The organism is Bradyrhizobium sp. (assembly GCF_052389815.1).
Taxonomy (GTDB): Bacteria; Pseudomonadota; Alphaproteobacteria; order Rhizobiales; family Xanthobacteraceae; genus Bradyrhizobium.
Genome location: NZ_JBQTHN010000030.1, coordinates 25,308 through 37,867, shown reverse-complemented (window position 1 = coordinate 37,867; position 12,560 = coordinate 25,308). Strand labels below are relative to the sequence as shown.

The 12,560-nt window shown below is 64.6% G+C and carries 13 protein-coding genes; 4 read left to right on the top strand and 9 right to left on the bottom strand.

The features are described from left to right. Positions 1 to 465 (bottom strand): thiosulfate oxidation carrier protein SoxY, encoded by a 465-nt coding sequence (gene soxY / locus ACT4OC_RS06710; protein WP_444838181.1) that lies wholly within the window; start codon positions 463 to 465, stop codon positions 1 to 3. A 219-nt stretch (positions 466 to 684) separates the two neighbouring features. On the opposite strand from soxY, the gene soxA reads away from it, so the two are divergent. Both soxA and soxX read left to right on the top strand, forming a co-directional pair. Beyond that, the gene (gene soxA, locus ACT4OC_RS06705; RefSeq protein ID WP_444838284.1) at positions 685 to 1,476 is read left to right on the top strand and encodes a sulfur oxidation c-type cytochrome SoxA; all 792 of its coding nucleotides are present in this window, start codon (positions 685 to 687) and stop codon (positions 1,474 to 1,476) included. Between the two features lie 10 nt (positions 1,477 to 1,486). Continuing rightward, positions 1,487 to 2,116, top strand: a complete 630-nt coding sequence (gene soxX, locus ACT4OC_RS06700) for a sulfur oxidation c-type cytochrome SoxX (protein ID WP_444838180.1) — start codon at positions 1,487 to 1,489, stop codon at positions 2,114 to 2,116. Positions 2,117 to 2,138: 22 nt separating this feature from the next. On the opposite strand, the gene ACT4OC_RS06695 is transcribed toward soxX, so the two are convergent. From ACT4OC_RS06695 to ACT4OC_RS06685, 3 genes are all read right to left on the bottom strand, one after another. Beyond that, on the bottom strand, positions 2,139 to 3,236 hold the full coding sequence (locus ACT4OC_RS06695) for a YeeE/YedE family protein (RefSeq protein WP_444838179.1): 1,098 nt from the start codon (positions 3,234 to 3,236) through the stop codon (positions 2,139 to 2,141). A 51-nt stretch (positions 3,237 to 3,287) separates the two neighbouring features. After that, on the bottom strand, positions 3,288 to 3,665 hold the full coding sequence (locus ACT4OC_RS06690; protein WP_444838178.1) for a metalloregulator ArsR/SmtB family transcription factor: 378 nt from the start codon (positions 3,663 to 3,665) through the stop codon (positions 3,288 to 3,290). 100 nt (positions 3,666 to 3,765) lie between these two features. Further along, positions 3,766 to 3,984 (bottom strand): hypothetical protein, encoded by a 219-nt coding sequence (locus ACT4OC_RS06685; protein ID WP_444838177.1) that lies wholly within the window; start codon positions 3,982 to 3,984, stop codon positions 3,766 to 3,768. A 243-nt stretch (positions 3,985 to 4,227) separates the two neighbouring features. Here ACT4OC_RS06685 and ACT4OC_RS06680 point away from each other — a divergent pair, with 243 nt between their 5' ends. Next, on the top strand, positions 4,228 to 4,638 hold the full coding sequence (locus ACT4OC_RS06680) for a F0F1 ATP synthase subunit epsilon (protein ID WP_444838176.1): 411 nt from the start codon (positions 4,228 to 4,230) through the stop codon (positions 4,636 to 4,638). A gap of 160 nt (positions 4,639 to 4,798) precedes the next feature. Here ACT4OC_RS06680 and ACT4OC_RS06675 read toward each other — a convergent pair whose 3' ends face one another. From ACT4OC_RS06675 to ACT4OC_RS06655, 5 genes are all read right to left on the bottom strand, one after another. After that, positions 4,799 to 6,532 carry a GMC family oxidoreductase gene (locus ACT4OC_RS06675; protein WP_444838175.1) on the bottom strand — a complete coding sequence of 578 codons (1,734 nt, stop codon included), beginning with the start codon at positions 6,530 to 6,532 and terminating at the stop codon, positions 4,799 to 4,801. A 47-nt stretch (positions 6,533 to 6,579) separates the two neighbouring features. Beyond that, on the bottom strand, positions 6,580 to 8,091 hold the full coding sequence (locus ACT4OC_RS06670; RefSeq protein ID WP_444838174.1) for an aldehyde dehydrogenase family protein: 1,512 nt from the start codon (positions 8,089 to 8,091) through the stop codon (positions 6,580 to 6,582). Positions 8,092 to 8,142: 51 nt separating this feature from the next. After that, positions 8,143 to 9,084: a helix-turn-helix domain-containing protein gene (locus ACT4OC_RS06665; RefSeq protein WP_444838173.1), complete on the bottom strand. Its 942-nt coding sequence runs from the start codon at positions 9,082 to 9,084 to the stop codon at positions 8,143 to 8,145. A gap of 107 nt (positions 9,085 to 9,191) precedes the next feature. Beyond that, positions 9,192 to 10,457, bottom strand: a complete 1,266-nt coding sequence (locus ACT4OC_RS06660) for a D-amino acid dehydrogenase (RefSeq protein ID WP_444838172.1) — start codon at positions 10,455 to 10,457, stop codon at positions 9,192 to 9,194. Between the two features lie 69 nt (positions 10,458 to 10,526). Further along, positions 10,527 to 11,855, bottom strand: a complete 1,329-nt coding sequence (locus ACT4OC_RS06655; protein ID WP_444838171.1) for an aspartate aminotransferase family protein — start codon at positions 11,853 to 11,855, stop codon at positions 10,527 to 10,529. A gap of 149 nt (positions 11,856 to 12,004) precedes the next feature. Between ACT4OC_RS06655 and ACT4OC_RS06650 the strand changes: the two genes are divergently transcribed. After that, positions 12,005 to 12,553, top strand: coding sequence for a cupin domain-containing protein (locus tag ACT4OC_RS06650; protein WP_444838170.1), 549 nt, complete (start codon positions 12,005 to 12,007; stop codon positions 12,551 to 12,553). Positions 12,554 to 12,560: the final 7 nt, after the last annotated feature.

Sequence of the window (12,560 nt, the reverse complement as noted above, 5' to 3'; positions counted from 1 at the left end):
TCAGCCGCCGCAGCCGCCGATCGTCACCTTGACCTGGGACTTCGTCATGTAGAGGGAACCATTGGACATCTCCGCGATGCAGACGATGTCCTGGGTCTGCGCGAGCCGCATTCGCGTTGCGGCGAACGCCTTGCCGCAAGCGGGCGTGAATTTGTAGCTGACGACGTTGGGAAGCGGATTGCCTTCGGCAAAGACGTGGACGGCCTTGACGTAGTCGGCGTCCGTCATCGGGCTTTCGACCTCGACATTGATGGGAACGACGAGGCCGTTCTCGGCGATCTCGGGAACGTCGAGCTTGATCTTGCCGCTTCCGGGCTTCTTCTCGCCGTAGAGCTTGGCGATGGCGGAGGCCACTTCATCCGGCGTCGCATCGGCGCGGCCGGGCAGCACGATCAAGGCAAGGCCCGCAAGCCCGGCAAGTCTCAGCGCCTCGCGACGCGAATGTTCTGCCGTCATGACGTTCATCGCCATCTCCTTGAGTTTCCCTGAGGCGGGCCTTGCCGCACCAATCATTTCTCTTGACGGCCGTAACCGCAATTGATCATTATCTGCATATATCATTATATTGTTTTTTTTGAATGTAAAGGCGTTAACAACAAGACTCAACGGAAAAAAGGTCGCGAAAAGACGACCCGAAGGTGGAGGAAACCGATGAAACGCCCCGGATTCGGGCTTGCAGCCTGCATGGCCCTACTCGCGGCCCTGTGGACAGGAAGCAGTCACGCCCAAGATGAAGCCGAGAAGGAGATCGAGAAGTACCGGGCGATGATCTCCGACCCGATGTCGAATCCCGGCTATCTCGCCGTCGATCGCGGCGAGGCGCTCTGGCAGGAGAAGCGCGGAGCCAAGGGCGTCTCGCTCGAGGGCTGCGATCTCGGCCTCGGTGCAGGCAAGCTCGAAGGCGCGTTCGCGAAATTGCCGCGCTACTTCAAGGATACCGACCGCGTGATGGATCTCGAGCAGCGGCTTCTGTGGTGCATGCAGAACCTGCAGGGGCTCGACACCAAGGACATCGTGGCGCGGCGCTTCTCCGGTCCCGGAAGGGCTTCCGACATGGAGGACCTCGTCGCCTTCATCGCCAACAAGTCCAACGGCATGAAGATCGACATCCCCCTGGGCCATCCTAAGGAACAGGAAGTCGCCGCCGTCGGCGAGGAATTGTTCTACCGACGCGCCGGCGTCAACGATTTCTCATGCGCCACCTGTCATGCCGACGATGGCAAGCGCATCCGCCTGCAGGGATTGCCGAACTTCTCGAAGCCGGGAAAGCCGGCGCAGGAGACGATGGCGAGCTGGCCCACCTATCGCGTATCGCAGGGCGCGCTGCGCACGATGCAGCACCGCCTGTGGGACTGCTTCCGGCAGCAGCGCTGGCCGGTCCCCGAATATGGCTCCGATGCCATTACCGCGCTGACGGTGTTTCTGCAGAAGCAGGCCGCAGGCGGCGACATCAACGTTCCCTCGATCAAGCGGTGAGGACATTACGATGACACGCATGATTGCCCCCGCTCTCCTCGTCGCCGCGCTTTCCATTGCCCACGTCGCGACCGCCACTGCCCAGACCGCGGCAAAACCCGTCGATCCCGCGCTGGTCGAGAAATATCTCGAATCCACCTTCGGCAAGGCGCCGGCCGAGTGGCAGGCGCGCATCAAGCCGGATGAGACGCTGCAGGCCTGCAACAAGTTTCGCAACAACGTCCCCGCGGCCGAGGCCGACAAGATCACCGCGCGCGAGACGGCGCGCGTGGTGTATCCGGCCGACGGCCAGCTGCTCGGCAACTGGAAGGAAGGCAGGAAGGTCGCCAACAACGGCCGCGGCGGCCAGTTCTCCGACAAACCGGGAATCGCCAGCGGCGGCAACTGCTATGCCTGTCATCAGATGGAGAAGAGCGAACTCAGCTTCGGCACCATCGGCCCCAGCCTGACCAACTATGGCAAGGACCGTAACTACGCGCCCGATGCGATCAAGCTCGCCTGGGCCAAAGTGTACGACTCGCAGTCGCAGGCAGCGTGCTCGAACATGCCGAGGTTCGGGGCGAACCAGGTGCTCACCGAAGCGCAGATCAAGGACGTCTTGGCCTTGCTGTTCGACCCGGAATCCCCGATCAACAAATAAGCGAAAGGGTCGGCCGCGGCGATTACGACTCGCGGCTGAACAGGCGGCTGACACTGCGCGAGATCAGCATGCGCGGCGCTTCGTCCATCAGGAACGCGATGCCGAGTCGCGCGCCGGCGATGATGCCGATCACGGAAACCGGCCATGACAACGCGAGCATCGAGCCCGCCGTGATACCCTGGCCGATCGTGCAGCCGCCGGCGAGGACGCCGCCGACACCCATCAACCCGGCACCAACCAGATGACGCCGCATTTCGCGGTCGTCGTCGAACGCCTCCCAGCGGAACTCACGGGCGAAGAGCGCCGCGAGATGCGCGCCGAGCACGGTCCCGATCACGCTGCCGACGCCGAAGTCGGCGAAGGCCTGCGCGTTCAATAGACCGGCGAACACGGTCTTGCCGACCGTCGATATGAAGGTGAGGCTTTGCGGACGGGCCGGGCCCGAGAACTCGTCATGCAGGAACGAGGTGAGCATCCATCCGGCCGTCACCAGCAGCCCGAGCACCACGCCTGCCGCCAGCAGCCGCGGCGTCCGCCGCAGCCTCGCGTCGCGCATCGCAAGCAGGCACAGCGCGATACCGAACACCGCGGCGACAATCGGTCTGGTCTCGGCGCCTGCCGCGCGCGACACCAGCGCGGCGATGTCGGTGCCGGCTTCGGGAAGGCTCACCGAAACCCGCTCGAGAAACATGATGCGAAAATCGGCGAAGATCCCGCGCAGCATGGCATAGGCCGCCGCCCCCAGGATGACGACCACGACCAGACCGCGCAGATCGCCCGTTCCGAGCCGCACCAGCGAGCCCATGCCGCAGGTGCCGACCAGCGCCATGCCGACACCGAACGCCACGCTTCCGATCGCGATCGAGAGCAGCGGCAGCGCCGCGGGGGCGTAGGTCGTGTCGGCCGGGCTGACGATCCCGGCGAGCACGAGGGCCTGCGTGCCCAGCAGCGCAATGCCGAGCGCCAGCGCGAACACGCGCAGGCGGCGGCTGTCGCCGCCGATGAGAAAATCCTCGATCGCACCGAAGCTGCACAGTCTCGACCGCTGGATGGCAAAGCCGAGAGCCGCGCCCACCGCAAGTCCGCTCAGTGCCTGCATCCAGGCAGACGTCAGCTGCACGGATTCCTCCATCGCGATGCAGAGGCAGCGGCGCGCCGCACCATGGCCGCGCTATTTCTTCTGCGGATCGGGATCGATCGCGCAGAAGATATCGTAGATCACGGCGATGAGCCGGCGAACATCGTCGTTGGCGAGGCTGTAATAGATCGTCTTGCCGTCGCGGCGGGTATCCACCATGCCGTCATAGCGAAGCCTTGCGAGCTGCTGCGACACCGCCGATTGCCGTAGCGACAGGATGTTCTCGAGCTCGGTGACACTCCGCTCGCGTTCGGCGAGCAGGCAAAGCAGCAGCAGCCGGCTTTCATGCGAGAGCGCCTTCAGGAAGTTGCTGGCCTTCCGCGCCTTGCGCATCAGCATATCGAGCTCGGCCGAATATTCGGCGCCCTCCCTCAGCTCCGTCTCGATTTCCGATGAGAGAATAGAGGTCATAGTGTCTCTTCGCGTTTGCGGGCCGGCAGGATTCCGCGCCCGGCAAACGCATATATACATGAATTCGCATATGTAAGAAAGGGGCTGTCCGGCGGGGCCCTCATTTCTCCGGACCGCGTCGCAACAGCTTGGCGAGGTCTTCCTTGGTCGTCAGGTCGCGCTCGGCGTCGAAGACGTCGTTCATCAGCGATTCCGCCGGCCGGTCGCGTCCCGACGTGTAGGTGTAGGACTTCGTGCCGTAGCGCAGGATGCCGAGCTTCGAAAGCAGGAGAAGCAGCGCATTCCACCAGGAGCCCTTGCCTTCATTGCCGGGTTGCATGGAAACCTCCTCCGTTGCCGGTCGGGATCGTTCATCGGGGATGGCTCGCCGTTCTCGACATTGGAGCCGCGGCGGGCCCGGAATCAACTCGGTGACATCTTTCCGAAAAGCCTTTCCGAAAAGCCAAGTGTGTTCGCTAGCCGGCACGATTGCGCGGTGCGGCGATCCGGGCCTTGACCCGCATCTACGTGTCCCCGATACAGCCAACCTACTTGCTGTATCGCAACGATCGGAAAGTCCGCGATGGCGACGTTTCAGTTGAGCCTGACCTCTCCGGAGAAACTGCTGTTCGAGGAGCAGGTCGATCAAGTCGACCTACCGGGCGCCGAGGGCGACCTTGGCGTGCTCGCGGGCCATGCGCCGATCGTCGCGCTGCTGCGCCCGGGGCTCGTCACTGCGAGCAGCGGCGCCGAGCGCGAGACATTCGTGGTGCTCGGCGGCATCGCGGAATTTTCCAACGAGAAACTGACCATCCTCGCCGAATTTGCCTCGCACATCGCGGAGTTCGACGTCGCCGAATTGCAGGCCCGGATCGCCGAGATGGAGGAAGGCCTCGCCGGGATGCCGGTCAGCGAAGAGCTCGATCGCGCGGTTGCCAGGCTCGATCACTTCAAGTCGATCGAGGCCAGCCTGGCCGCAGCCACGGCGTTCTAACTCGCCAGCTCTTCGAACCGTCATCGCCCTCCCACTTCTTAACGGGCTCTACTCCGGATGATGATGCCCGGAAGCAGGACGGCCGAGCCGCTTTCTCCCGCGCGCCAGTAGCGCGCGCGAACATCGCCAACGCGAACGAAGCGATCCTGATGCTCGCCCGTCATGCTCTGGAAAGCAGGATGTCCGCCATCCGCTCGCCGATAACGACTGTGGGCGCCATGGTATTTCCTGTCGACACCCGCGGCATGATCGAGGCGTCCGCGATCGACAGTCCTTCCACGCCGCGCACCCCGAGCTTGCCGTCGACGACCGACATTTCGTCGCGGCCCATTTTGCAAGTGCAGCTCTCGTGGAAATAGGTTCCGGCCGCGTTGCGCAGGAAATCGGTCATCGCCGCCTTGTCGAGCTTGCCCGGCATGATCTCGCGCTTGACGAACTCCTTCATCGCAGCGGCGTTGCCGATCTCCCGGCAGAGTTCGATGCCACGCAGCAGCGCCGTCACGTCGTCCGGGTGGGACAGGAAGGCGCCGTCGACCCTGGCCTTGTCGGCGGGATTGGCTGATGCAAGCATCACACGCCCGCGGCTCTTCGGCCGCACCAGCCCCGGCGCAATCGACCAGGCGCCCGGTACGACGTTGAACTGCTTGCCCGTTACCTCCGAAGCGTAGGGGACCTCGATCTGGAAGGGTTGCAGGTCGGGCGTGTCGAGCGCGCTGTCGCTCTTCCAGAAGAAGGTCGCTTCCGCGAGGTTGTTCGCAGGCGGCAGCGCATTGTTGTACTCCCAGATACAGCCGGCCACGAGCACATGGTCCTGGAAATTCCGCCCCACGCCGGGCAGCGCGACAACGGTCTTGATGCCGTGCCTGCCGAGGTCCTGCGGATCGCCGATGCCGGACAGCATGAGGATCTTCGGGCTGTTGATGGCGCCCGCGCAAAGGATCACCTGCTTGGCCGCCATCACCGTCTGCACCGCGCCGTCCCTGACGAGATCGACGCCGGTGACCTTGGAGCCGCTCATCACGAGGCGCGTGACTTCCGCGCCCGTCAGCAGCGTGACGTTGGGCTTGGCGAGAACGCCATGGAGATAGTCCGACGGCAGGTTGCGCCGCTGCCCGTCCTTGATGCGCAGATTGGCGATGGCGACCCCGCCTGCGCCTTCCATCATGACGCCGTTCTGATCGTCGAAGGCCGGGATGCCGACCGAGGCGGCGGCCTTCACCATCGCAGGCGCGATCGGATTGGGATTTTGCGCGGGCGTGACCCAGAGCCGTCCGCCCTTGCCACGGCGCTGCGGGTCCGCCGCGCCCTGCCAGTCCTCGATGCGGCGGTAGATATTCAGCACATTCCGGTAGTTCCAGCCGTCGTGGCCGGATTCCGACGCCCAGTAGTCGAAATCGTTCTTGTGCCCGCGCGCCCAGACGGTCGCGTTGATCGAGGAGCCGCCGCCAACCACCTTGCCCATCGGCAGGATCAGCGCGCGCCCGTTCACGTTCGGGCTCGGATCGGCGCTGTGGCCCCAATCGCGCTCGGAGCGGATGTTGGTCGGCCACATCGCGGGGACCTTGACGTTGTCGACCTGGTCGGAGCCGCCGGCTTCCAGCACCAGCACCTCGGCGTTGCTCTCGGCCGCAAGGCGTCCGGCCACCACGCTGCCGCCGCTGCCGCAACCGATCACGATGAAGTCATAGGACTTCTTCAGGTTCTTGTTGTTGTAGAGCTGGTTGGAGGCGGCCTGCGTGCCGGCCTGCGCCATCGCTTCGGCCGCGTAAGGCGCAAGCCCCGCGGCGATCGCCATCTTGATGAAGGCGCGGCGGCCGACGCGGCCGCGGTAGAGCGCATCTTCCAGACTGTTGATCTGGTCGCCTTTCTTGAGCTTATCGGATTCACCGTACATCTCGTTCCCCTTCCCTGCGTTGTTTGTTGTTCGGCGACGTTGCCCGATCAGAATGGGTATTGGCGCGCGGCGACTTGCGTCGAGATCCATTGCTGGTCGGTGAAGACCTCGATGGCTCCGGCGCCGCCCCACTTTCCGACCCAGCCGGAAGCCTTCATGCCGCCGAAGGGACAATGTGGCTCGTCATGTACGGGTGAATCGTTGACATGAACCATGCCGGCCTGAATGCGCGGCGCGATCGCCTGTCCGCGCATGGCATTACCGGTCACGATCGCAGCCGAAAGGCCGTATTGGGTATCGTTGGCGATGCGGATCGCCTCTTCCTCGCTCTCGGCTGGCATCACCAGCGCGACCGGACCGAAAATCTCTTCGCCGTAGATCGCCATGTCGGGCGTGACGCCGGTGACGACGGTGGGCTGGTAGAACGGTCCCTGCTTCCTGCCGCCGATATGAATCTTCGCGCCTTGCGCTGTCGCCTGCGACACCAGGCGGTCGATGCGATCGAGTTGGCGGTCGTTGATGATAGGCCCGATCACGCACATCTGGCTGTCGGGCTCGAGCGGCCGGAAATGCTCGACCTTGGCGACGAGCTTCTGCAAGAAGGTATCATACAGCGGACGGGCGACGATGATCTTGTCGGCCGACATGCAGATCTGGCCCTGATGCAGGAAGGCGCCGAAGAACGCGACATTGACGGCATAATCGACATCGGCGTCGTCGAGCACGAGGATCGGGTTCTTGCCGCCCATCTCCAGGATGACGCGCTTGAGCTGGGCGGCGCAGGCCTTGGCCACTTCCCGCCCCACCGCGGTCGATCCGGTGAAGCTGATGCGGGCGACGCGCGGATCGTTGATCAGCTTGCCGCCGACTTCGGCGGCGCCTTGTCGGTCGCAGGTCACCACATTGACCGTTCCGGCGGGGAAGCCGGCCTCGGCAAACAGGTCCGCGATCATCAGCCCGCCGGTCAGCGGCGAATCCTCCGAAGGCTTGATGACGGCGGTGTTGCCGAGCGCGAGCGCGTAGATGAAGCCACGCAGCGACAGATAAAGCGGGAAATTCCAGGGCGAGATCACGCCGACGACGCCGGCCGGCTTGCGCTTGATGGCGTTGACCTTGCCCGGCACGTTCGAAGGAAGAATTTCGCCCACTGCCTGGCTGGTGAGCGCCGCCGCCTCGCGAAGTGCCAACGGCACCAGGCTGCATTCGAACATTGCCTTGCCGAAGCCGGATCCGGTTTCCCGGATCAGCGCGTTGCAGAATTCCTGCTGACGTCGGTTGAATACCTCGACCGCCTTGTAGAAGAACTCGGCGCGCGCGGCGGGAGGCAATTGCGCCCAAGCCGGCTGCGCCGCATGGGCCGCCGCGATGGCGTCGTCCATGTCGGCGGCGGTGCCATTGGCAACGCGCGCCATCGGCTGGCGGGTGGTCGGGTCGAGGTCGTCAAACGTGGCGCCGTTCGACGCCGGCCGCCACTCGCCCGCAATGAAGAGATCGCGGCCCCGGCCCACCGCCGCGTTCTCCGCGGCGACCGCGCGCTTTTCTTCTGCCGTGTTCCGCATGCTTTCCTCCCAATGTGATTTTGGGAGGCAGGCTATGCCCAGGAACTCGGTTCAGGCTGACACGGCCCTATCAATCTCTTGCACGAAATTCTCAATCTTGCCGGCCGCCGGCCGCGTGTTGCGCCGCACATAATCGCCAGGCGTCTCTCCCGTCGCCTGTTTGAACACGCGGACAAAATGGCCGACGCTCTGGAAGCCGACCTCGAAGGCGACTTCGGTGACGCTCGCCTGGTTCGCAGCCAGCAGAGAGCGCGCCCGCTGGATGCGCGCCTGGTTGACGAACTTCGCCGGGGTCGTGCCGAACCTGGCGCGGAAATGCCGGAAGAACGTCGCCGTGCTCATGCCGGCGGACCGCGCCAATTGATCGGGGTCCAGGCGGCTTTCGAGCTTGTGCGCCAGCGTATGGGCGACGGCATCAAGCCCGGTGTCCGGGACATTCGCCCGGCTCTCGATCAAGAGCCGCTTGGCCTGCGACTGCAGCAGCCGGACTACCAGCTCGCTCAGATTAGCGTCGATCAGGGCATCGCGAAATTCCGAGCGCTCGTGGACGTACAAATCCATCAGCCGATCGAGCTGCGCGTCGATCGCGGCCTCGCCGCGATAAAGGGCGAACTGATTCCAGTTCAGGGAAATGTCCTTGCGGATTCCGGCCCTGCGGCGCGAATCGTTGATGCGTTCGACGATGCTGTCGACCTTGTCGCGGTCGATCTCGATGCACATGCAGGACGTCGGATGATCGACGTCGGCGAGCGGAAAATCGATCAGGAGATGCTTGCGCGGCGGGACCAGGATCGACTCGCCGGGAAGGAAGGCGAAGGGTTCCGATCGATCGACCTGCATCATCTTGTAGCCGGTGATCATCCGGCAAACGATCGGATTGTCGAACCGAAAGCTGACGCTGGCCCGCTGATTGGTGAAGTAAGTCGAGGCTTCCGATGCTGCACTATAGTGCGCGATCCGATACTCAATCAGCTTCTCGACTTCGTATCCCATCCTTGGATCATGCAAGATAATGCATAGTCCGTCAACCCGCTGGAAACGAGCCGAGGCACCCTGAAGTGCGAGTATACCGCCCGCCGCGATGAGGCAAATGCGCCGCGTCAGCCGAAGCGGTGATCGTACCTGTCCATCGCCAGCGCCCGCGTGTCGATGTCGGGCTTTCGTCCTGACAGCAAATCGGCCAGCACGCGCCCCGAACCGCAGGCCATGGTCCAGCCCAGCGTGCCGTGGCCGGTGTTGAGGTGGAGGTTGGCGTAGCGGGTGGCGCCGATGATCGGCGGGCCGTCCGGCGTCATCGGGCGCAGGCCGCACCAGAATTGGACGTCCGAAAGGTCGCCGCCGCGCGGGAAAAGCTCGGTCAGCGAATGGTCGAGCGTGGCGCGCCGCGCCGGATGCAGCGTGTTGGAATAGCCGGATAATTCGGCGGTGCCGCCGACGCGGATGCGGCTCCCCAGCCGGGTGATCGCGACCTTGTAGCTCTCGTCCATCACGGTCGACACCGGAGCGCCGGCTTCCTCGGCCACGTTCACCGTGATCGAATAGCCCTTCACCGCATAGACGGGAATGGAGATATCGACGCTGCGCAGGAAGCGTGACGACCAGCTGCCGAGCGCGGCGACGTAACTGTCGGCCTGCATCACGCCTTCACTGGTGGCGACGCCCGCGATGCGGCCGCCCTCGGCGACCAGCCCGTCGATGCCGACGTTGAACTTGAATTGCACGCCAAGCCCGGCGGCGTGCTCGGCCAGAACAGCGGTGAACATCTGGCAGTCGCCGGTCTCGTCCTGCGGCAGGCGCAAGCCACCCACGATCTTGTCCTTCACCTGCGCCAGCGCCGGCTCGGCCTTGATGCAGCCCTCGCGGTCGAGCACCTCGTACGGCACGCCGTATTGCTTCAGCACGGCGATGTCGTCGCCGGTATGGTCGAGCTGCGCCTGCTTGCGGAACAACTGCAACGTGCCCTGGCTGCGCTCGTCGTAGCGGATGCCGATTTCGGCGCGCAAGCTCCGAAGACAGTCGCGGCTGTACTCGGCAAGCGGAATCATGCGGCTCTTGTTGACGGCATAGCGCTCGGCGGTGCAGTTGCGCAGCATCTTGAGCAGCCACCACCACATCGCCGGATCCGGATTGGGGCGGATCACCAGCGGGCCGTGCTTCATCAACAGCCACTTGATCGCCTTCACCGGCACGCCGGGGCCGGCCCATGGCGAGGAGTAGCCGGGCGAGACTTCGCCGGCATTGGCAAAGCTCGTCTCCAGCGCCGGCCCGGGCTGGCGGTCGATGACCGTCACCTCGTGGCCGGCTCGGGCGAGATAATAGGCGGAGGTGACGCCGATGACGCCGCTGCCGAGGATCAGGACTTTCACTTGGAGGCTCCCACGCGCGGCGTCCGGCCGCTGCAGAGATCAAGGACTCTGCAGCGGCAAGAGCAATAATCAGGCCACGCGCTTGATGGCGTCGGACAGGATCGACATCATCTCGTCGATATGGTTGCGCTCGACGATGAGGGGCGGCGACATCGCAATGGCATCGCCGCTGGTGCGGAAGTAAAGGCCACTGTTGAAGCAGTCCACCATCACCTCGTAGCCGCGCGCGCCGGGTGCGTCCTTGCGCGGCGCGAGCTCCACGGCGCCCATCAGGCCGACATTGCGGATGTCGATGACGTTGGGCAGGCCCTTCAGCGCATGCAGCGCGTCGCGCCAGTAATCGGTGAACTGCGCGCCGCGCGTCAAGAGCCCCTCGTCCCTGTAGATGTCGAGCGTGGCAAGGCCCGCCGCGCAGGCCACCGGATGCGCCGAATAGGTGTAGCCGTGGAACAATTCGATCTGGCTGTCCGGGCCGGTCATCAATCCGTCATGCACCTTGCGGCTGGCGAACACCGCGCCGCAGGGCACGGCGCCGTTGGTGATTCCCTTGGCGGTCGTCATCAGGTCCGGCGTGACGCCGAAGAAATTGGCGGCGAACGGCGTGCCGAGCCGGCCGAAGCCGGTGATGACTTCGTCGAAGATCAGGAGGATGCCGTGCTTGTCGCAGAGCTGGCGCAGCCGCTGCAGGTAGCCTTGCGGCGGCGGCAGCACGCCGGTCGAGCCCGGCACCGGCTCGACGATCACTGCGGCGATGGTGTCGGCGCCGTGCAGCGCGACCAGCCGCTCGACGTCGTCGGCAAGCTCCGCGCCGTGCTTCGGCAAATCCCTGGAGAAGGCGTTGCGCTCGAGATCGTAGGTATGGCGGATGTGATCGACGCCGGGCAGATGGGTGGCGAAGGCGCGGCGGTTGTTGACCATGCCGCCGACCGACATGCCGCCGAAGCCGACGCCGTGATAGCCGCGCTCGCGGCCGATCAGGCGGGTACGGGTCGGCTGGCCCGTGGCGCGGTGATAGGCCAGCGCGATCTTCAGCGCGGTATCGACCGACTCCGAGCCGGAATTGGTGAAGAAAACGCGGTCGAGGCCCTTGGGCGCGATCTCGGCGAGGCGCCGCGCGAAATCGAAGGCGATGGGATGGCCCATCTGGAACGACGGCGCGAAATCGAGATTCATCAGCTGGCGCTCGACGGCTGCCGCAATCTGCTTGCGGCCGTGGCCGGCGTTGACGCACCAGAGGCCGGCGGAGCTGTCGATCACCTTGCGGCCGTCGACGCTGGTGTAATACATGCCCTCGGCGGAGGCGAACAGGCGCGGCGTCTCCTTGAACTGCCGGTTCGCCGTGAACGGCATCCAGAAGGCCTGGAGTTCGAGGGTATTGGGAATCTGGTGGACCGTCACGGCGCGACTCCTTCTATGAGGGGTAGGTAGCCGTCCCATGCGTATAGATATGCAACAAGTCCTTTTCTGTCAGCCCTTAAGGCATTGATTTTACTGGATCGACCAAGGCATATTTGTCCGATCCGCAACACCTGCAACACGGGAATCCGATGAGCGTCGATATCGGCGGGCGACTCCGCTTCGTTCGCAGTCACCACAAGCTCTCCCAGCGCGAACTGGCAAAACGCTCCGGCGTCACCAATTCGACGATCTCGCTGATCGAGTCCAACCAGATGAACCCGTCGGTCGGCGCGCTCAAGCGCATCCTCGACGGCATCCCGATGGGGCTCGCGGAATTCTTCGCCATCGAGCCGGAGCGGCCGCGCAAGGCGTTCTACCGCGCCGACGAGCTGACCGAGATCGGCAAGAAGCCGATCTCCTATTTGCAGGTCGGCGACACCATGTTCGGCCGCGCCCTGCAGATCCTGCGCGAGCATTACGGCCCTGGCGGCGACACCGGCCGCGTGCCGCTGGTGCATGACGGCGAGGAAGGGGGCATCGTCATCTCGGGCCGGCTGGAGGTCACCGTCGATGCCGAGCGGCGCATCCTGGGGCCCGGCGACGCCTATTATTTCGAGAGCCGCCGTCCGCACCGCTTCCGCTGCATCGGCAACAAGCCGTGCGAGGTGATCAGCGCCTGCACGCCGCCGACGTTCTAGCGGCCCG